Origin of the sequence: Rhodococcus kronopolitis, from assembly GCF_042654025.1 — a bacterium.
Classification (GTDB): domain Bacteria; phylum Actinomycetota; class Actinomycetes; order Mycobacteriales; family Mycobacteriaceae; genus Rhodococcus_G; species Rhodococcus_G kronopolitis.
The window spans coordinates 372830-391841 of record NZ_JBHSFO010000002.1; the positions used below are offsets into that span (position 1 = coordinate 372830).

General features: G+C 70.1%; 19 protein-coding genes. 5 read left to right on the top strand and 14 right to left on the bottom strand.

What is annotated here, in order from left to right; genetic code table 11:
- The first annotated feature begins 11 nt into the window (after nucleotides 1–11).
- Both ACFO6S_RS04985 and ACFO6S_RS04990 read left to right on the top strand, forming a co-directional pair.
- Nucleotides 12–785, top strand: a complete 774-nt coding sequence (locus ACFO6S_RS04985) for a transporter (protein WP_378414699.1) — start codon at nucleotides 12–14, stop codon at nucleotides 783–785.
- A gap of 122 nt (nucleotides 786–907) precedes the next feature.
- Nucleotides 908–2371 (top strand): HNH endonuclease signature motif containing protein, encoded by a 1464-nt coding sequence (locus tag ACFO6S_RS04990; protein ID WP_378414701.1) that lies wholly within the window; start codon nucleotides 908–910, stop codon nucleotides 2369–2371.
- Between the two features lie 211 nt (nucleotides 2372–2582).
- Here the strand turns inward: ACFO6S_RS04990 and ACFO6S_RS04995 are convergent, their stop codons facing one another.
- The 6 genes from ACFO6S_RS04995 to dxr all read right to left on the bottom strand — a co-directional run bounded on the left by ACFO6S_RS04995 (nucleotide 2583) and on the right by dxr (nucleotide 9718).
- Nucleotides 2583–3314 carry a hypothetical protein gene (locus tag ACFO6S_RS04995; protein WP_378414703.1) on the bottom strand — a complete coding sequence of 244 codons (732 nt, stop codon included), beginning with the start codon at nucleotides 3312–3314 and terminating at the stop codon, nucleotides 2583–2585.
- Between the two features lie 47 nt (nucleotides 3315–3361).
- The gene (locus ACFO6S_RS05000) at nucleotides 3362–5173 is read right to left on the bottom strand and encodes a penicillin-binding transpeptidase domain-containing protein (RefSeq protein WP_378414705.1); all 1812 of its coding nucleotides are present in this window, start codon (nucleotides 5171–5173) and stop codon (nucleotides 3362–3364) included.
- Between the two features lie 56 nt (nucleotides 5174–5229).
- On the bottom strand, nucleotides 5230–6066 hold the full coding sequence (locus ACFO6S_RS05005) for a GNAT family N-acetyltransferase (RefSeq protein ID WP_378414707.1): 837 nt from the start codon (nucleotides 6064–6066) through the stop codon (nucleotides 5230–5232).
- Nucleotides 6067–6129: 63 nt separating this feature from the next.
- Nucleotides 6130–7287 (bottom strand): flavodoxin-dependent (E)-4-hydroxy-3-methylbut-2-enyl-diphosphate synthase, encoded by a 1158-nt coding sequence (gene ispG, locus ACFO6S_RS05010; protein ID WP_378414708.1) that lies wholly within the window; start codon nucleotides 7285–7287, stop codon nucleotides 6130–6132.
- Nucleotides 7288–7332: 45 nt separating this feature from the next.
- The gene (locus ACFO6S_RS05015; RefSeq protein WP_378414709.1) at nucleotides 7333–8553 is read right to left on the bottom strand and encodes a M50 family metallopeptidase; all 1221 of its coding nucleotides are present in this window, start codon (nucleotides 8551–8553) and stop codon (nucleotides 7333–7335) included.
- Nucleotides 8554–8560: 7 nt separating this feature from the next.
- The gene (dxr, locus tag ACFO6S_RS05020) at nucleotides 8561–9718 is read right to left on the bottom strand and encodes a 1-deoxy-D-xylulose-5-phosphate reductoisomerase (RefSeq protein WP_378414711.1); all 1158 of its coding nucleotides are present in this window, start codon (nucleotides 9716–9718) and stop codon (nucleotides 8561–8563) included.
- Between the two features lie 108 nt (nucleotides 9719–9826).
- Here dxr and ACFO6S_RS05025 point away from each other — a divergent pair, with 108 nt between their 5' ends.
- Complete coding sequence (locus ACFO6S_RS05025) at nucleotides 9827–10180, top strand: zinc ribbon domain-containing protein YjdM (protein ID WP_378414713.1); 354 nt, start codon at nucleotides 9827–9829, stop codon at nucleotides 10178–10180.
- A gap of 36 nt (nucleotides 10181–10216) precedes the next feature.
- Nucleotides 10217–10522 carry a DUF2631 domain-containing protein gene (locus tag ACFO6S_RS05030; protein WP_378414715.1) on the top strand — a complete coding sequence of 102 codons (306 nt, stop codon included), beginning with the start codon at nucleotides 10217–10219 and terminating at the stop codon, nucleotides 10520–10522.
- 91 nt (nucleotides 10523–10613) lie between these two features.
- Here ACFO6S_RS05030 and rlmN read toward each other — a convergent pair whose 3' ends face one another.
- Nucleotides 10614–11723, bottom strand: coding sequence for a dual-specificity RNA methyltransferase RlmN (gene rlmN, locus ACFO6S_RS05035; protein ID WP_378414716.1), 1110 nt, complete (start codon nucleotides 11721–11723; stop codon nucleotides 10614–10616).
- A gap of 93 nt (nucleotides 11724–11816) precedes the next feature.
- Here rlmN and ACFO6S_RS05040 point away from each other — a divergent pair, with 93 nt between their 5' ends.
- The gene (locus ACFO6S_RS05040; RefSeq protein WP_378414718.1) at nucleotides 11817–12221 is read left to right on the top strand and encodes a lipopolysaccharide assembly protein LapA domain-containing protein; all 405 of its coding nucleotides are present in this window, start codon (nucleotides 11817–11819) and stop codon (nucleotides 12219–12221) included.
- A 15-nt stretch (nucleotides 12222–12236) separates the two neighbouring features.
- On the opposite strand, the gene ACFO6S_RS05045 is transcribed toward ACFO6S_RS05040, so the two are convergent.
- The 7 genes from ACFO6S_RS05045 to tsf form a co-directional block, all read right to left on the bottom strand.
- On the bottom strand, nucleotides 12237–13622 hold the full coding sequence (locus tag ACFO6S_RS05045) for an MFS transporter (protein WP_378414720.1): 1386 nt from the start codon (nucleotides 13620–13622) through the stop codon (nucleotides 12237–12239).
- 32 nt (nucleotides 13623–13654) lie between these two features.
- A complete protein-coding gene (locus ACFO6S_RS05050) occupies nucleotides 13655–14827 on the bottom strand; it encodes a glycoside hydrolase family 27 protein (RefSeq protein WP_378414722.1) in 1173 nt (390 codons plus the stop codon).
- Nucleotides 14828–14961: 134 nt separating this feature from the next.
- Nucleotides 14962–15687 carry a class I SAM-dependent methyltransferase gene (locus tag ACFO6S_RS05055; protein WP_378414723.1) on the bottom strand — a complete coding sequence of 242 codons (726 nt, stop codon included), beginning with the start codon at nucleotides 15685–15687 and terminating at the stop codon, nucleotides 14962–14964.
- Nucleotides 15688–15691: 4 nt separating this feature from the next.
- The gene (locus ACFO6S_RS05060; protein WP_378414725.1) at nucleotides 15692–16564 is read right to left on the bottom strand and encodes a phosphatidate cytidylyltransferase; all 873 of its coding nucleotides are present in this window, start codon (nucleotides 16562–16564) and stop codon (nucleotides 15692–15694) included.
- A gap of 3 nt (nucleotides 16565–16567) precedes the next feature.
- Entirely contained in the window at nucleotides 16568–17125 is a 558-nt protein-coding gene (gene frr / locus ACFO6S_RS05065; RefSeq protein ID WP_378414727.1) for a ribosome recycling factor, read from the bottom strand.
- Between the two features lie 55 nt (nucleotides 17126–17180).
- The gene (pyrH, locus tag ACFO6S_RS05070) at nucleotides 17181–17921 is read right to left on the bottom strand and encodes a UMP kinase (protein ID WP_378414729.1); all 741 of its coding nucleotides are present in this window, start codon (nucleotides 17919–17921) and stop codon (nucleotides 17181–17183) included.
- Nucleotides 17922–18125: 204 nt separating this feature from the next.
- Nucleotides 18126–18950 carry a translation elongation factor Ts gene (gene tsf, locus ACFO6S_RS05075; protein ID WP_378414730.1) on the bottom strand — a complete coding sequence of 275 codons (825 nt, stop codon included), beginning with the start codon at nucleotides 18948–18950 and terminating at the stop codon, nucleotides 18126–18128.
- Nucleotides 18951–19012: the final 62 nt, after the last annotated feature.

A 19012-nucleotide genomic window follows, 5' to 3' on the forward strand; every position in this document is an offset into this window, starting at 1 on the left:
ACGGGAGAGCCATGACCGCGACCACCGACACCCTCCTGGCGCTGGCCCACGCCTCCCCCGCCGCGGTCGCCGCGAAGGACAAACAGGCCTGGCTCGACCTCTTCGCCTACCGCCACGTGGTCGAGGACCCGGTCGGCGGGCGCCCCGTGCACGGCGGGCTCTACGACCGCCGCAGCGGCGAGCGCGGCAACGCGCCCCTGGACCGGTTCTGGGAGACCTTCATCGCCCCCAACGACATCCGCTTCCACATCGAGCGCGAGGACATCGTCGACGGGCTGAACGTGATCCGCGACGTGACCATCGAGACCGGGCTGGCCGGCGGCGTCACGGCGAAGGCCCCGATGCACCTGCTCTACGAGGCCACCCTCGACGACGGCGAGCCGCGGATCCGCCGGATCGCCGCGCACTGGGAGGTCGGACCGATGTTCGCCCAGGTGGCGGGGGTCTCGCCCGCGAAACTCCGGGTCGGCGCCGGGATGGGTGCGCGGATGCTCCGGCTGCAGGGCCTCGGCGGCTCGCTCGCGTTCGGCGCCGCCGTCCGCAGCGTCGGCGCGCCCGGCAAGCGCGCGGTGCAGCGGTTCGTCGAGTCCGCGGCGGGCGGCAACGAGGAGGCGTTGCGGATGCTCGGCGGCCGCGTCGTCACCGACCTGACGAAGACCATCGCTGCCGGCGACACGGTCACCGCGTCCTGCACCGTCGACGGTCGCCATGCCGTGCTGTTCGCCTACCTGAACCGGAAGGACATGCGCGTCATCGACGCCCGCGTGTACGCCCCCTCCGCCTGAGACGCCTCCGGCACTCGTGCGCGCTTTCGGCCCCACGGGAACACAAGCGCGCACGAGGCAAAGGCCGTTCACCTGGCGAAACATCATTGTGATCGAATATGTGTTCTAGTATTGTTTGATGTATGGAACTCGACGCCATACTCACCGACCCCACCGGGGTCGAGGCATGGCGACTCGACGAAACCGAACTGGCTTCGACGGTTCCGGAGCTGTCATCGAAGATCCTCGAGCTGGAAGCTCTGCGGGTCCGGCTGGTGCACGAGGCCGACCAGCGATGCGTGCCCAACCACCTCGGTGCCGCCGACACCACCTCCTGGCTCTCCGACACCACACACATGTCCGCAGGCCACGCTGGCAGGATCGTCCGGCTCGGCCGGGAACTGCCGTTGCACCCGCGAATGGCCGCCGCATTGGATGCCGGGCGAATCGAGTTGGGCCACGTTCAGGTGATCGTCGACTTCCTCGCCCGACTCGAACGACTCACCGTCGGCCAGCCTGGCCCGCCGGTGGAGACGGACTGGAACCACCCCGACCCAGAAACCGGGCGCCCGGACGACTGCCAGGCCTACCTCCTCATCGCCGCCCAACTCGAGAACGCCACCGTCCTCCGCCGCCGCGCCCGCGCACTGGAGTTGCTCCTGCAACTCGACGGAACCGTCCCACCGGACGGAGAGAACCCCGAACTCAACGAATTCCACGCCTCCGCCACACTCGGCGGACGAGTGCACGTGAAGGGCAGTTTCGACGCCGAAGTCGGCGAAGCCCTCAACACCGCACTCTCCGGACTGTCCAAGCCGCACCCCAGCACCGACGACGACGGAAACCCAATCCGCGACCCCCGTTCCGCCGCCAAGCGCCGCGCCGACGCGCTTGAGCAGATCATCCGCGGCCACCTCGACAACGCCCGCGGACCGGTCGAGGGCGGCGAACAACCACACGTCACCGTCACCATCGACCTCGACGCACTGAAAGAAGCTGTCGCCAAGACCGCGAAGTCGCCCGCGACCGGGGCCTGGACGAAGAACGGGTGGGACTACCACTCCGACAACGCAACCGGACCCATCGCCGCAACCGGACCCATCGGCGCAACCAGATCCACACACGGTGAGAACTGCTCAGACGTCCGGCCGCCTCGGCACTACCGCCGCGTCCGGCACGCCAGCATGCCGTGGGCCGGACCCGTGTCCGCCGCCATCGCCGCCCGCCTGTCCTGCGACGCGAAGGTCACCGCGGTGTTCGTCGACAAGGAGGGCAACCCGCTCGACGTCGGCCGCAGCACCCGCTTCGTCACACCAAGCCTGCGCAAGGCACTCGTCGCACGAGACTGCGGATGCGCGTTCCCCGGCTGCGGACGCCCCGCCGCCTGGACCGACGCCCACCACATCATCCACTGGTCCGACGACGGCAAGACCGCACTGTCGAACCTGGTGCTGCTGTGCAAGAAGCACCACACGATCATCCACAAGAACCACTGGGCCGTGAAGATCGAAGCAGACGGCCACCCGTGGTTCACACCACCCGCCTGGGTCGACCCGGCGCGAAGACCCCGGCCGGCCCACAACCGGCGCACCACCGACACGGCCTGACCCGCAGGCACAGGCCACACACCGTCACCCGGCGAAGACCTGCACCACCCACAACCGGACCGGTTGCGCCGAGACACCCTCGGCTGCAACCGGTCTGCGCTGTCCCGTGTGAGTTTCAGCGCGGTGCAGCGCCGGCTCGCACGCTTTGATCGGGTACTTGCCCGCAGCTTCCGTCATCCACAGCGCACGTCGCCCGCAGCGCACGTCGCCGTCATCGACCCCCGCGGTGCCCGAACCAGCGACGCCGACGAAACAGTTCGTCGGCGATCGGTGCGTCCACCGTCGCAATCCGCATGTCCGCCCGCTGGGGGCCGGCCCCGGCACCGGTCCCACCGACGTGCCGGACCGACACGCACACTCCGGTCTGCACGTCGAGCCGGACCACCGACTCGGCCGTACGCGGCCACGGGCCGGTACCCGGTTCACCGTCACCGCAGAGCAACGAACAGCACGAGCACCGAGGCTCGTACTCGCCCGTCGGCCATACCGTCGCCTCCCACGCCGGCCTGCCGTGGTGCTCCACCGCCGTCACCTCACGTATCTCGACGCCCGCAGCCAACTCTGCGGGATCGAGCAGCGCGACCCAGAAGTAGTCTTCGTGAAACGGCTCGTCATACTCGATGCCGAATCCGCCGGGTCGCTCGAGGACCAATCCGTCTGCACCGTAGACGGGTTCGACGTCCGTCGGCCAGACCCGCGTGACGCGCTCGCCGCCACCGTCGGAGTACCGCGCCACCGGCGACGCCGTCGTGGTGACGCCGGCGGTGGTGTACAGCACCGCGCCGGACCGGTCCTCGACCCGCAGCTGATCGGGTCGCCGGATCCACGCATGCTCGACCTCACCGGACCGGTCCAGCTCGAATTCGAGCATCGTCCAGCGCCACGGCGAGGAACGCGCGAGCGCGCGGAACGACTCCGGTCGGGGTACCAATGCATCGGACACGGCCACCAGTGTGGCCCTCGATGCCCCTCCGGTCGAACGAGTTTCGCTCAGTACCCGTCCGGCAGCGCCGCGAACATCTCCCGGGTCACTGCGACGGCGTTGTCGGAGCTGCCGCCCCGCACCACCAGCGTCGCGAACGCGAGGTCGCCGCGGTAGCCGACGAACCAGGCGTGCGATCCGCCGTCGACCTCGGCCTCCCCCGTCTTGCCGTACACCTCGCCCTGGTCGGCGATCCGCTCGGCGGTGCCGCTGGTGACCACCTCCCGCATCATCCCGCGCAGGCCGTCGACCATCGCCGGGCTGATCTCCGGGTGCGCACCCGAGATCTCGGTGTCCTCACCGACGATCAGGTGCGGCACCGGCGTCGACCCGTTCGCGACCGTGGCGGCGGCCAGCGCCATCCCGAAGGTGCTCACCACCACCTTGCCCTGGCCGAAGCCGTCCTCGGTGCGCTGCACCAGGTCCGACGCAGGCGGCACCGAACCGGAGTCGGTCGGCAGCCCGGGCACCGTGTAGTCGGGTCCGACACCGAACTTGGCCGCGGCCACCGTCAACGCGTCCGCAGGCATCTCGCTGGCGAGTTTGGCGAAGGTGGTGTTGCAGGAGCGGGCGAACGCGGTGCTCATCGAGACGGTGCCCAGCGCGAACTCGTTGTAGTTGGGCACCGTCCGTTCGCCGATCTCGATCCGGCCCGGGCAGCCGACCATGCTCCCCGGCTGGGCCAGGTCGCCGTCGATTGCCGCACCCGCGGTGATGATCTTGAAGGTGGAGCCCGGCGGGTACAGGCCGGTCGACGCCACCGGCCCGTCCCGGTCGGCGGCCTTGTTCTGTGCCACCGCCAGGATCGCGCCGGTCGACGGCTGCACCACGACCATCATCGCCTGGTCGCTCCGGGCGTCCACGGCGTTCTGCGCTGCAACCTGGACGGGACGGTCCAGGGTGACCGAGAACGACGGCGCCGGTTGGGGTTTGGTGTCGGTGAGCACGTCGATGTCGACGCCGTTCTTGTTCATCGTCACCACGCTCCAGCCGGCCTTGCCGTCCACCTCGTCGATGACCCGCTTCTTGACCTGACCGATCAGGTCCGGCGCGAAGGACCTGTCGGTGGCAACCAGGTCGGCCTCCTCGACCACCGAGACGCCCGGCAACCCTGCCAACGTCGCCGCGATCGGCTCGTAGTCCTCCTGACGCAGCGCCATCACCGGGTAGGTGCCGCCGACCGCGGTCGCCGACTCCACCAGCGACTGCGCGGTCAACGTCTTGTCGAACGGCGCCAACGCCGCGGCGAGCGCCGCACCGACGGCGGCCGCGTTGCCGGCCTCACGCGGGTTGAAACCGACCCGCTGGACCACGCCGGGCACCAGCACGTCCGAGCCGGCCCGCTCGTTCACCCGGGCCCGCGGCGCCGGGGTGGCCCGCAGCGACATCGTCTGGGTGTCGCCCAGCTTGGGGTGGATGTCAGTCGCGCTCCACCGCACCCCCCACTGCCCGTCGCGGCGGCCCATCTGCAGCTCGCCGGTGTACGTCCACACCCGGTCCTTGGGCAGGTGCCACTCGTAGGTGTAGTCGACGGTGGCGGTGTCGCCGTTGATCCGGACCGCGCCGGTGGACGCGGTCAGCGACTGGGCCTGCAGGTTCTCCCAGGCCGAGTCGAGCGCGGCCTGAGCGTCGGCCGGACGGTCCGAGAGCTCGGCGGCCGCGGCGGTGTCGCGCTCGGCGACTGCGGAGAGGAACTGCTGCGCAACCGGATCGGGGCCGGCCGGCTTGGGGGTGCAGGCCGCGAGTCCCACGGCGAGGACGCCCGTCACGACCAGGACGACGGGCGAGCGGAAGCGGCGGCGGGCGGTACGGGAGATCATCGCCGCCCATCCTAGGTGCGCGCCCGGACAGACTGGTCGAGGCGCGCGCCCGGCACTCAGTCCAGCAGGACGGTGGCGAAGGTGCCGACCTGGGTGAAGCCGATCCGCTCGTAGGTCTTGCGGGCGGCGTGGTTGTACGAGTTGACGTAGAGGCTCGCGACCCGTCCGGTCCGGACCACCGCCGCGGCCACCGCCGCGGTACCGCCGGCACCCAGGCCCTGGCCACGGTAACGCGGGTGCACCCACACCCCCTGGATCTGACCGACCTGCGAGGACAACGAGCCGACCTCGGCCTTGAAGACCACGGTGCCCGCGTCGAACCGGGCCCAGGCCCGTCCCGACCCGATCAGCCCGGCGACCCGCCTGCGGTAGCCGCGGCCCCCGTCGCTGGTCCGCGGGTCGACACCGACCTCCTCGATGAACATCGCAATCGCGGCCACCAGGTACGCGTCGAGCTCCTCCATCCGCACCGGGCGAACCAGTGCATCCGGGTCGATGGTGGGCGGTCCCGACAGGGCGAGCAGCGGCTGATCAGCGCGCACCTCCCGGGCCGGGCCCCAGTCCGCCTCGAGCATCTCCCACAGCGGCATGGTCAGTTCGGCGCGGCCGACCAGCGAGGAACACATCCGCGGCACCCGGCACGCCCGGTCCGCGAAGGCCCTCAGGTCGTTGACACCGCCGAGCAGCGGAACCAGGTTCGCGCCGGAGAAGCACAGCGACTCCGTCGGCCCACCCCGGCTCCACAGCTCGCCGTTGATCGCCCGCGGCTCCACGCCGAGATCCTCGACCCGGGCCGCCACCATGCACGACGCGACAGGGTCGGCCTCGAGTACCGCCTGCACGTCAGCGCGGTCTCGCGTGCCGAGTTGCCTGGCACCGAGGAGCTTGAGCACCCTGTCACCCCCGGGTCCGATCGAAATGTCCAGTGGACGTGACGCCCACCATACGGTGTGGTTCTAGCTGACAGTCACGACCGGCGCACCCGAGTCGGAACCGTCACCCATTTCTTCGGCGATACGCATGGCCTCCTCGATCAGCGTCTCGACGATCATCGCCTCCGGCACCGTCTTGATGACCTTGCCCTTGACGAAGATCTGCCCCTTGCCGTTGCCCGACGCGACGCCCAGGTCGGCCTCGCGGGCCTCACCGGGGCCGTTGACGACGCAGCCCATCACCGCGACGCGCAGCGGGATGTCCATGCCCTCGAGCCCTGCGGTCACCTGGTCGGCCAGTGTGTAGACGTCCACCTGCGCGCGCCCGCAGGACGGGCAGGAGACGATCTCGAGCTTGCGCGGGCGCAGGTTCAACGACTGCAGGATCTGGGTGCCGACCTTGATCTCCTCCGCAGGCGGGGCCGAGAGCGAGACGCGGATGGTGTCGCCGATACCCTCCGCCAGCAGCGCGCCGAACGCGACGGCCGACTTGATCGTGCCCTGGAAGGCCGGGCCCGCCTCGGTCACGCCGAGGTGCAGCGGGTAGTCGCACTTGGCGGCGAGCTGGCGGTAGGCCTCGACCATGATCACCGGGTCGTTGTGCTTGACCGAGATCTTGATGTCGCCGAAGCCGTGCTCCTCGAACAGGCCCGCCTCCCACAGCGCGGACTCGACGAGGGCCTCCGGGGTGGCCTTGCCGTACTTCTCCATCAGCCGCGGGTCCAGCGAACCGGCGTTCACACCGATCCGGATCGGGATGCCCGCGTCACCGGCCGCCTTGGCGACCTCCTTGACCCGGCCGTCGAACTCCTTGATGTTGCCGGGGTTGACCCGCACCGCGGCGCAGCCGGCGTCGATCGCAGCGAAGATGTACCGCGGCTGGAAGTGGATGTCCGCGATGACCGGGATCTGGCTCTTGCGCGCGATGGTCGCCAGCGCGTCGGCGTCCTCCTGGCGCGGGCACGCGACCCGGACCATGTCGCAGCCCGACGCGGTGAGCTCGGCGATCTGCTGCAGGGTCGCGTTAATGTCGTGAGTCTTGGTGGTGCACATCGACTGCACCGAGATCGGGGACTCGCTGCCGACGCCGACGTTGCCGACCATCAGCTGGCGGGTCTTGCGGCGGGGGGCGAGCACGGCGGCCGGGCCGGCCGGCATGCCCAGTCCAACGGAGCTAGTCACGGGTGGTGCCTTCTTTCGTCGCTACAGGGAAAAGTCTAGCTTTTACTAGAAGATCTTGATCGGGTTGACGATGTCCGCCGTGAGCGTGAGCAGCATGAACGCGCCACCGAGGACGATAACCACGTAGGTCAGCGGCATCAGCTTCGCGTAGTCGACCGGCCCGCCCGCGGGCAGCCCACGACGGAATCGAAGCGCGTTGCGGATCTTCTCGTAGATCGCCACGGCCATGTGCCCGCCGTCGAGCGGGAGCAACGGCACCAGGTTGAAGATGCCGAGGAAGAAGTTCAGCGTCGCCAGCAGGAGCACGAACGTCTCCCAGTTGCTGGCCTCGGCCGCCTGGCCGCCGATCACCGACGCGCCGACGACGCTGACCGGGGTGTCGAGGCCGCGCTCGCCGCCGGTGACGGCCGTCCAGAGGTCTGCGACCTTGCTCGGCATCTGCACCAGGCCCTCGACGCTGCGCGCGAAGATGTCGCCGGAGAAGTCGGCGACCGCGGGCACCGCGGCCAGCGCCGAGTACTTCACCAGCGGCGGAGGCGCCTGGATGCCGATCGCGCCGACCTCCTTGGAGATCGGCGGCAGGTCGGTCGACTCCGGGTTGTTCACCCAGCGCTGGGCCTGCTGGACCTGGACCGGCACGGTGACCGTCTCCCCGTCGCGGTCGACGGTGAACTCGGCGGTGCCGGAGAGCGGCTGGGTGGCCTTGACCACGTCGGAGAACGTCGAGGTGGGCGTGCCGTTGACCGCGATCACCACGTCGCCCTTCTCGATGCCGGCGGCCTGCGCCGGACCGACACCAGTGCAGGACGCGAGCGCCCAGTCCTGCTCCTTCGTGCCCTGCGTCGGGGACACGCAGGTCACGCCCTCCACCACGGCCCGGGTCTCCGGATTCGGCAGCCCCCAGCCCATCGCGAGCACGAAGACCAGCACGGTGCCCAGCGCGAAGTTCATCACGATGCCGCCGGACATCACGACCAAGCGCTTCCAGGTCTTCTGCTTGTACATCGCCCGGTCGACCTCGTCGGGGGCGAGCTCGTCGTGCATGGTCATGCCGGCGATGTCGCAGAACCCGCCTGCCGGAATGGCCTTGAGTCCGTACTCGGTCTCGCCGCGGCGGAACGAGAAGATCTTCGGCCCGAAGCCGATGTAGTAGCGGCGGACCTTCATCCCCAGCGCCCGGGCGGTCCACATGTGGCCCGCCTCGTGCAGCGCGATCGAGATGGTGATGCCGAGCGCGAACAGCACCACTCCCAGTACGAACACCATCTGCGCTCTAGCCCTCCTGCTCGACGAGCTCGTGTGCCCGCGCCCGCGCCCAGCCGTCGGCGGCGAGCACGTCGTCCACGGTAGCCGGTGCCGCCGTCCACCCGTCACCACCAGTGAGGACCCGCTCGACGGTACGCACGATCGCCGGGAACGCCAGCGCGCCGTCCAGGAAGTACTGGGCGGCCACCTCGTTGGCGGCGTTGTAGACGGCGGTCATGCAGCCACCCGCCTTGCCTGCCGCGCGGGCCAGGTCGACGGCCGGGAACACCGCCGAGTCCAGCGGCTCGAAGGTCCAGGTGGCGGCCTGGGTGAAGTCGCAGGCCGCGGCGGCGCCGGCCACCCGGTCCGGCCAGCCGAGGGCGAGCGCGATCGGCAGCTTCATGTCCGGGGGGCTGGCCTGCGCCAGCGTGGAGCCGTCGGTGAAGGTGGCCATCGAGTGCACGATCGACTGCGGGTGCACGGTGACGTCGATGCGGTCGTAGTCGATGCCGAACAGCAGGTGCGTCTCGATCAGTTCGAGGCCCTTGTTGACCATGGTGGCCGAGTTGAGGGTGTTCATCGGGCCCATCGACCAGGTCGGGTGGGCGCCGGCCTGCTCCGGGGTGACCGACTCGAGGGCCGCGGCGCTCCAGCCGCGGAACGGACCGCCCGAGGCGGTGAGCACCAGCCGGTCCACCTCCTCGGCGCGGCCGCCGCGCAGGCACTGGGCCAGCGCCGAGTGCTCGGAGTCCACCGGCACGATCTGACCGGGTGCCGCGGCGGCGGTCACCAACGGGCCGCCCGCGACGAGCGACTCCTTGTTGGCCAGCGCCAGCCGGGCGCCGGACTCGAGCGCGGCCAGGGTCGGCGCGAGGCCGAGCGAGCCGACCAGTGCGTTGAGCACCACGTCCGCCTCGGTGCCGCGGACCAGCTCGGTGACCGCGTCGGGCCCGGCGAGCACCCCGGGCAGGTCGAGCCGCGCGGCCGCGGCCGGGTCGGCCACGGCCACCCGGGTGACGCCGGTCGCGCGGATCTGCGCGGCCAGCAGGTCGATGTTGCCGCCGCCCGCGGCGAGGCCGACCACCTCGAACTTGTCGGGGTTGGCGGCGATCACCTCGAGGGCCTGGGTGCCGATGGAGCCGGTGCTGCCCAGCAGCAGGACGCGAGTCGGTTGGTTGTCAGCCACGTGTCCATTGTTCCTGACGAAGCCTGAGAGAATTGCACAGGTACACACAGATTTACGCCGCGGTCGGCGCGGCGGGCCCGCGCGGGGCGCTGACCTACGATGTCCGGCATGGACGAGACCCTGCCGCCCTGCCCCCAGTGCTCCTGCGAGTACACCTACGAAATGGGCCCGCTCCTGGTCTGTCCGGAGTGCGCGCACGAGTGGGCACCGGCGTCCGACGCGGACCCGGCCGGCGCCGAGGACGGCGTCATCCGGGACGCCGTCGGCAACGTCCTCGCCGACGGCGACACGGTCACGGTGATCAAGACGCTGAAGGTCAAGGGCAGCCCGACGGGCATCAAGGCGGGCACCAAGGTGCGCAACATCCGACTGGTCGACGGGGTCGGCGACCACGACATCGACTGCAAGGTCGACGGCATCGGCCCGATGCAGCTCAAGTCGAGTGTGGTCCGGAAGGCCTGACCCAGCTGGCTACGACACATAGTCGTATGCCACGATATGCCTACACTTTCACCCGTACGAGCAGGAGGATCGACCGTGGCCACCGAGCTGGACCCCAGCGTCAACGAGCCCCTCGTCGCCGCACACGTCGACACCGCAGAAGTTCCGTCCGCAGCGTGGGGCTGGAGCGGTGAGGCGCCCCGGCTGTTCCGTTTCCTCGGCTGGTTCTTCGCCGCGTTCCTGCTCGTGTACACGATCGGCAACCACGAGGGCAAGGTCGAGGACCTCTGGCTCGTCGGCATCTCCGCCTTCATGGTGTTCCTGCTGGTCCGTGACATCCTGCAGCGCCGCAAGCCGCGGTAGCGACCAAGACACACACGACTGCGGCCGCGCGGTTCCCCTCGGGGAACTGCGCGGCCGCAGTCGTTGCTGTCGGTGCCGCCGGTCGGCGGCGTCAGTTCTCGGCGGCCAGCTGACCGCAGGCGGCGGCGATCTCCTGTCCGCGGGTGTCGCGGACCGTGCAGGAGACGCCCTGCGCGAGGACCCGACGCACGAACTCGCGCTCGACGTCCTTCGGGCTCGCGTCCCACTTGCTGCCCGGCGTCGGGTTCAGCGGGATCAGATTCACGTGCACCCGGGACCCGAGCGCCTTGTGCAGCTTCTTGCCGAGCAGGTCGGCACGCCACGGCTGGTCGTTGATCTCACGGATCAGCGCGTACTCGATCGACACCCGGCGACCGGTCTGGTCGGCGTAGTACTTCGCGGCGTCGAGCACCTCCGCCACCGACCACCGGTTGTTCACCGGGACCAGGGTGTCGCGCAGCTCGTCGTCCGGGGTGTGCAGGGACACCGCGAGCGTCACCGACAGGCCCTCGTCGGCGAGCTTGCGGATGGCGGGCGCGAGCCCGACGGTGGAGACCGTCACCGAGCGCTGCGAGAGCCCGAGGCCCTCCGGCGCGGGCGAGGTGATCTTGCGGACCGCGTCGACGACCCGCTTGTAGTTGGCCAGCGGCTCACCCATGCCCATGAACACCACGTTCGAGAGTCGGCCCGCGCCGCCGGCGACCTCGCCGTCGCGCATCGCGGCGGCCGCCGCCCGCACCTGGTCGACGATCTCCGCGGTGGACAGGTTCCGGGTGAGCCCGGCCTGACCGGTCGCGCAGAACGGGCAGGCCATGCCGCAGCCGGCCTGACTCGAGATGCACAGGGTCGCGCGATCCGGGTACCGCATCAGGACGCTCTCGAGCAGCGTGCCGTCGTTCGCCTTCCACAGCGTCTTGCGGGTGGTCCCGTCGTCGCAGGAGACGTGCTTGACCGGGCTCAGCAGCGTCGGGAACAGCGCGGACCCGACCTTCTCCCGCACGGCGGCCGGCAGGTCGGTCATGTTCTCGGCGTCCGCCTCCAACCGGCCGTAGTAGTGGCGGGCCAGCTGGTCGGCGCGGAACGCGGGCAGTCCGAGCTCCTTGACGGCCGCGCGGCGGCCCTCCGCGTCGAGATCGGCGAGGTGCTTGGGCGGCATGCCGCGACGCGGGGCATCGAACACGAGCGGGACAGGAACAGACATAGTGTTTCCCAGTGTCCCATCGAAAGCCCGCGACATGCGAATTCTGGGCGAGATGAGCGTGCAATCACACATCCGGTGCGTGATGATGTGGCCATGGCACAGACCGAAGGACCCGGCCCGGACCCTCGCCACGGCCCGACCGACAACACACCCGACCCGGCCCCGGTGACGCCCGAGCCCGTGGTCGAACGGGAGCCCGGCGTGACGCCTGAACAGGCCGCGCTCGATCGGCACACGAGCCTGGGACACACCAAGGCCGCCGCCACCTGGACGGGCCTGGTCATCGGCGCACTGGTGCTGGTGCTGCTGCTGGTGTTCATCCTGCAGAACCTCGACCAGGTGACGCTCAACCTGTTCCTGTGGGAGTTCTCGCTGCCGCTCGGGGTCAGCCTGCTGCTCGCCGCCATCGCCGGCGCCCTGATCATGGCCCTCGCCGGTGGGGTCCGCATCGTGCAGATCCGCCGCGTCGCCAAACGGTCCCGTTCCGCAGCGCACTGACCGTCAGGACTGGGCTCAGGCGACTCCCTTGATCCGGTAGACGAGCACCCCGGCGAGCACCGACAGCGCACCGGAGAGCAGGTACAGCCCGGTGTAGCCGCCGAACGAGTTGACCATGACCGCCGCGACCACCGGCGAGAGCACGTTCGGCAGCGCGATCGCCAGGTTGATGATGCCGATGTCCTTGCCGTTGCTCTCGGCCGCAGGCAGCACCTCCGTCACCAGGGCGAAGTCGACCGAGGTGAACACCCCGGTGCCGAGACCGAGGATCACCGCCGCCAGCACCACCACCGGGAAGCTCGGGACGAAGGCCATCAGCAGCGTCGCCACCGAGATGAACAGGGCCGACGCCGACACGAAGACCCGGCGCTTTCCGACGCGGTCGGAGATGACGCCTGCCAGGACCACCGTGACGAAGACCGACAGTGCGTAGACGACGGTGAGGACCAGGACCCCGTCGCTGACCCGGAGCCCGCCGCCGGTCGCGGCGTCGTCGCGGGTCAGCCCCACCTCGTCCTGCAGGTAGTAGAAGAGGTAGAACAGCGCCGTCGCGGTGCTCAGGGTGGCGAGGAACCGGGTCAGCCAGGCCCAGCCGAAGTCCGGGTACCTGCGCACGTCCACCCAGTAGCAGGCGAGCAGCTCGGCGAACCGGAACGGCGGCCGGTCGACCGGGGCGATCGGCGTCTCCCAGCGCGAGAAGACGAACGGCAGCATCGCCAGGACGCAGGCGGCCGCGCACAGCAGGTACCCCACCGTGATCCCCGTCGGTCCCGCCCACACCGCGGTCGCGACGGTGCCCAGCGCGGTGCCTGCGACGACCGCGAGGGTGTAGGCGAATCCGTACCAGCCGGAGACCACGCCGCGCTGGGCGACCGGAACGTGGTCCGGCACCGAGGCCGACATCGGCGAGATGACGGCGTTGATCGCCGTCTGCATCGCGACCCAGCTCAACAGCACCGCCGGCAGCGACTGCGCGAACCCGGTGGCCACCAGCCCGGCCGCCACCACCACCATGCCCCCGGCCATCCACGGCGTGCGCCGACCCCAGCGGGATGCCGTGCGATCGGACAGGGCGCCCCACAGCGGCGTCGACAGCAGCGCGAAGATGCCCGCGATGAAGCCGATGACGGCGAGGTTGGTCTCCTTGCTGGTGGCCGAGAAGAACCACGGCGCACCGTCCGTCAGCCGCTCCACCTGAGGCGACATCAGCACCTGCGTCGGGCCGGACCACGCGATGTTGATGCCCACGTACGCGAGGGTGAACATGGCGATCCAGCCGCGGGACGCCCGGGCGGACGGTGCCGCGACGGACCGCGACGCGACCGGCAGCGGCGCGGTCGACGGTGCCGCGACGGGCAGCGGCGCGGTGGGCGCGGCGGACTCGGGCGGGAGAACGGGCATCGGGAGTCCCTTCGGGCGACGGTGTGCCCGCGTCATCCGGACGGGGAACGAACCAGCACCATCTCACGAGAGCGCAGCGGCCACATACCTTTCCGGTCGCGGACCGGTTGCCCGGACCACACGTCGACGCTGTCGGCGGCGAGCGGGCACAGCACCTTTCCGCCGGACAGGACCAGCGCGTCGTCGCGAACCTCGAGCGAGGTCTCGCGACGGCCCCGGTTGAGCACCCCGTACGCCACGCCCCCGCTCAGCTCGCGACGCCACACCTCGACGCGTCCGAACCGTGCGATCCGCTCCCCCTGCCGCCCGAGCGAGTCCTGGGAGATCGCCAGCACCCCGGCGTGGGTGAGCAGCCCACGCGTCTGTTCGGTCATCGTGCGCAGGTCGTTGCCCGCGAACAGCGGCGCCGCCAGCATCGCCCACAGCATCAGGTGGCTGCGGGACTCCAGCTCGCCGAGCCCCCGGTTGCCCACCTCGAGCATGTCGGGGTCGTTCCAGCCGCCGGGACCTGCGTACCGGGCCAGCCCGTGCTGGCGGTCGACGAGCCGCAGCACCGAACGCCAGCTCGGACCGATGTCCGGCGTGGTGCGCCACAGGTGCCCGTACTCCCCCGCCCATTCCCACGGCCGGGTGCTGCCGTACTCGGAGATGCTGTAGACGATCGGCCTGCCGGTGGCCGCCAGGGCCGCGGCCATCCGTTCGAAGGCCGCCCGGTGGTCGAGTCCGGTGCCGCCGCGACCGGCCCGGCACCAGTCGTACTTGAGGTAGTCGACGCCCCAGCCCGCGAGGGTGTCCGCGTCCAGCTGCTCGTACCCGAAGGATCCGATGTCGCGGGCCGGGTAGCGGTCGTAGATCATCGCGCACGTCTTGCGCCCGGGTGCCAGATAGAGACCGAACTTCAGTCCGCGCGCGTGGATCTGCTCGCCGAGGGCGGCCATCCCGCTCGGGAACCGTGCCGGGTGCGAGCGCAGCCTGCCGTCGTCGCCACGGGCGAAGGCCTGCCAGCAGTCGTCGACCACCAGGTACCGGTAGCCGGCGTCGCGCATCCCGCTCTCGACCATCGCGTCCGCGGTCGCCAGGACTACCTCCTCGGTCAGGTCGTAGCAGCGGAAGCGGTTCCAGCTGTTCCAGCCCATCGGCGGGGTGGGCGCGAGGGCCGGGTCCTTCCCCGGCGCCGTCCGCCCGACGGTGTTGCCAGCATTCACGCGGGACTCCTTGGCGCTATGACACTTTCGACGGACCCGTCGGAGTCCAGGCCGAACTGTAGCGACCGGACTCTGCCGCCGCGTCCGATGGACGCTGATTGCCTGCGGTCAGGTCGGTTCCCCGGACTCGGCGTTCAGAGCACCAGGCCGACCGGCGCGCGCCGCGTGTGGATCCGGTAGCCGACCTCGAGCGCCAGCCCGGGGGTCTGCGCGAACGCCCGCTCCGCGGTGCGTTCGGTGAACTCGATGCCCAGCACCGACCGCATCGCCTCCCGGCTGTCGAACTCCCAGCGGGTCCGCACCCGCACCAGGTCGAAGCCCTGGGCGTCGAAGAACGCCTCCACCCGCGCCGGGTCGTAGTGCAGCAGGTCCGCGCGCATCCAGTCGCCGTAGCCGCCGACCGTGGCGTCGAGATCCACCACGGCGAGGACGCCCCCCGGCCGCAGCACCCGCATCGACTCGACGATGCCGGCGCCGCAACCGGGGCCGAAGAAGTACGCGGTGCGCGCGTGCACCACGTCGACGCTGTCGTCGGGCAGCGGGATCCGCTCGGCGGACCCGGCGAGCACCGTGATCGGCGGCGTGACCACCCGGACCCGGTCACGGGCCCGGGCCACCAGCGGCGGATGCGGCTCCACCCCGGTCACCGAGCGAGCGGTCTCGGCGAACGTCTGCAGATGGAAGCCGGTACCGCAGCCGAGGTCCAGGACGTCGCGGTCGGACCAGTCCGCGACGTCCCGGAGCGCCGCGAAGACCGCGCCGTCCGCGTCCTGCGCCCGGTTCTCCACCTCGTAGATCTCCGGCCAGTGCCAGATGTTGGGGCTCGGGATCGGTCCGGAGGCCGGGCGCGCGGGACTCACGGCGTCAGAGCAGGGCGGTGAGTACCAGCCACGTCACGAACGCGGCGGGCAGCAACGAGTCCAGGCGGTCCATGATGCCGCCGTGCCCGGGCAGCAACGTGCCCATGTCCTTGATCCCGAGGTCGCGCTTGACCTGGGACTCGATCAGGTCGCCGAGGGTGCCCACCAGCACCAGCACCACGCCGAGCAGGGCGCCGGTCAGTGGACTCGCGTCCAGGATCAGGGTGACGGTCAGGATCGAGCCGATCACCGCGAACACCAGCGATCCGGCGAGTCCCTCCCAGGACTTCTTCGGGCTGATCGCCGGGACCATCGGGTGCTTGCCGAACAGCACGCCGGCCGCGTATCCGCCGACGTCCGAGCACACGATGCCGATCATCAGCACGAAGACCCGTCCGGGTCCGTTGTCCTGCTGCACCATCAGCGTCGCGAACGACGCCAGCAGCGGGATCCAGGCCGCGACGAACACGGTGATCGAGACGTCCCGCAGGTAGTTCTGCGGGGTGGCCCGCAGGCCCTGGTCCAGCAGCCGCCACACCATGCACACCAGCACGGTGCCCGCGAAGCCGGCCAGTACCCCGGTGGTGCCGTAGGGCCAGCCGAGCCAGATCGTCGCCTGCCCGCCGAGGATCAGCGGGATCCTCGGCACCAGGATGTCGCTCTCGCGCAGCCGCTTGGCGACCTCCCAGGTCGCGACGGCCATCGCGGCGGCGACGATGACGAACCAGGCATCCGGCAGGAAGAGCAGGGTGGCGATCAGGAATGCCCCGAGCCCCCCTCCGACCGCGATGGCGGCCGGCAGGTTCCGGCCGGCCTTCGACGGCGGCGCGGTGACCGCGCCCGCCTGCAGGCCGGGTCCGGTGTCTTCGGTAGACACCGACTAGACCTCCATCAATTCGGCTTCCTTGTGCTTGACGAGCTCGTCGACGACCGCGGCGTACTTGGCCGTCGTCTTGTCGAGCTCCTTCTCCGCACGGGCGACGTCGTCCTCGCCTGCCTCGCCGTCCTTCTGGATGCGGGAGAGCTCGTCCATCGTCTTGCGTCGCACGTTGCGGATGGCGACCTTGGAGTCCTCGCCCTTGCCCTTCGCCTGCTTGACGAACTCGCGGCGGCGCTCCTCGGTCAGCTGCGGCACCGAGATGCGGATGATGCTGCCGTCGTTGCTGGGGTTCAGGCCCAGGTCCGAGTTGCGGATCGCGTTCTCGATGGGGTTCAGCTGAGTGGCCTCGTACGGCTTGATGATGACCATCCGCGCCTCGGGCACGCTGATGCTCGCCAGCTGGGTGATCGGGGTGATCGAGCCGTAGTACTCGATCGCGATGCGGTTGAACATGCTCGGGTTCGCCCGGCCGGTGCGGATGCCGCCGAGGTCCTCCTTGGCCACCGCGACGGCCTTCTCCATCTTCTCCTCGGCGTCGAAGAGTGCTTCATCAATCACGGTGTTCCTCCATGCTCGGCGGGTACGGCGGTGTCATTCACGATGTCACCGGAAATCACGACTTGACCAGTGTTCCGATCTTCTCACCGGCGACCGCGCGGGCGATGTTGCCCTCGGTGAGCAGGTTGAAGACCATGATCGGCATCTGGTTGTCCATGCACAGGCTGAACGCGGTCGCGTCGGCGACCTTCAGGCCCTGCTCGATCACCTCGCGGTGGGTGATGTCGGTGTACATGGTGGCGGTGGGGTCCACCCGGGGGTCCGCGGTGTAGACGCCGTCGACGGCCTTGGCCATCAGCACCACCTCGGCGCCGATCTCGAGGGCGCGCTGGGCGGCGGTGGTGTCGGTGGAGAAGTAGGGCATGCCCATGCCGGCGCCGAAGATCACGACGCGGCCCTTCTCGAGGTGGCGACGCGCCCGCAGCGGCAGGTACGGCTCGGCGACCTGTCCCATGGTGATGGCGGTCTGCACCCGGGTGTCGACGCCGGCCTTCTCCAGGAAGTCCTGCAGCGCCAGGCAGTTCATCACGGTGCCGAGCATGCCCATGTAGTCCGAGCGGGCCCGGTCCATGCCACGCTGCTGCAGCTCGGCGCCGCGGAAGAAGTTGCCACCGCCGATGACGACGGCGACCTGGGCACCGGTCGCGACGACCTCGGCGATCTGCTTGGCGATCGTCTGCACCACGTCCGGGTCGAGGCCGACCCCACCACCACCGAACATCTCGCCGCCGAGCTTGAGCAGGACGCGTGAGAAGCCGTCGCGGTTTGCCGTGTCGGTTGGGGCGGGTTCGGTCATGGCTCTCCTCGGTCTCTGTGCCGCGTGGGATGGTGCGGCCAGCATGAATCGGCATTCCCGACGCGAAATGGTCATGGATTGCTTGTCCATCTTGCCTTATCGGCTCCCGATACACGGTGTCGGGTCACCCGGCGCGGCGAACGCGACAGGGCCCCGCCTCCACGAGTGGAGACGGGGCCCTGTCGGTGCCTGTGTGCGCCGAAACTAGCTGGCGCCGACCTCGAACCGCGCGAAGCGGGTGATGGTCACGCCGGCCTCGTCGAGAAGCGCCTTGACGGTCTTCTTCGAGTCGGAGACGGAGGACTGCTCGGTGAGCACGACGTCCTTGTAGAAGCCGTTGACGCGACCCTCGACGATCTTGGGGAGTGCAGCCTCCGGCTTGCCCTCCTCCTTGGCCGTCTGCTCGGCGATGCGACGCTCGGCATCGACGATGTCCGCGGGGACCTCGTCGCGGGTGACGTACTTCGCCTTGAGCGCGGCGACCTGCATCGCGGCGGCGCGAGCGGCAGCCTCGGCGGCCTCGCCCTCACCGGTGTACTCGACCAGCACGCCCACGGCGGGGGGCAGGTCGGAGCTGCGCTTGTGCAGGTAGATCGCGACCGGGCCGTCGAAGGACACGACGCGACGAACTTCGAGCTTCTCGCCGATCTTGGCCGAGAGGGCGGCGACGGTCTCGTCGACGGTGCTGCCGTCAACCGCGACGGCCTTGAGGGCGTCGAGGTCGGCCGGCTTGGCGGCGGCGGCGGCGGTGACGACCTTCTCGGCCATCTCCTGGTACTCGGCGTTCTTCGCGACGAAGTCCGTCTCGCAGTTGATCTCCAGCATGACGCCGCCCTTGGCGACGACCAGGCCCTCGGCCGTGGTGCGCTCGGCGCGCTTGCCCACGTCCTTGGCGCCCTTGATGCGGAGCAGCTCGACGGCCTTGTCGAAGTCGCCTTCGGTCTCGACGAGCGCGTTCTTGCAGTCCATCATTCCGGAGCCGGTGAGCTCGCGGAGCCGCTTCACGTCAGCGGCGGTGTAGTTCGCCATCGGGGCGAGCCTCCTTGAGTGAGTTTCGATGCCTGGGGTGGTGCAGGGGGCGAAACGGCCCT

Excerpts from the sequence above, each read along its gene's own strand:
- ACFO6S_RS04985 (WP_378414699.1), top strand. The coding sequence starts at position 12 with ATGACCGCGACCACCGACACCCTCCTGGCGCTGGCCCACGCCTCCCCC.
- ACFO6S_RS04990 (WP_378414701.1), top strand. The coding sequence starts at position 908 with ATGGAACTCGACGCCATACTCACCGACCCCACCGGGGTCGAGGCATGG.
- ACFO6S_RS05000 (WP_378414705.1), bottom strand. The coding sequence starts at position 5,173 with ATGATCTCCCGTACCGCCCGCCGCCGCTTCCGCTCGCCCGTCGTCCTG.
- ACFO6S_RS05015 (WP_378414709.1), bottom strand. The coding sequence starts at position 8,553 with ATGGTGTTCGTACTGGGAGTGGTGCTGTTCGCGCTCGGCATCACCATC.
- ACFO6S_RS05025 (WP_378414713.1), top strand. The coding sequence starts at position 9,827 with ATGGACGAGACCCTGCCGCCCTGCCCCCAGTGCTCCTGCGAGTACACC.
- ACFO6S_RS05030 (WP_378414715.1), top strand. The coding sequence starts at position 10,217 with ATGCCTACACTTTCACCCGTACGAGCAGGAGGATCGACCGTGGCCACC.
- rlmN (WP_378414716.1), bottom strand. The coding sequence starts at position 11,723 with ATGTCTGTTCCTGTCCCGCTCGTGTTCGATGCCCCGCGTCGCGGCATG.
- ACFO6S_RS05040 (WP_378414718.1), top strand. The coding sequence starts at position 11,817 with ATGGCACAGACCGAAGGACCCGGCCCGGACCCTCGCCACGGCCCGACC.
- ACFO6S_RS05045 (WP_378414720.1), bottom strand. The coding sequence starts at position 13,622 with ATGCCCGTTCTCCCGCCCGAGTCCGCCGCGCCCACCGCGCCGCTGCCC.
- pyrH (WP_378414729.1), bottom strand. The coding sequence starts at position 17,921 with ATGACCGAACCCGCCCCAACCGACACGGCAAACCGCGACGGCTTCTCA.
- tsf (WP_378414730.1), bottom strand. The coding sequence starts at position 18,950 with ATGGCGAACTACACCGCCGCTGACGTGAAGCGGCTCCGCGAGCTCACC.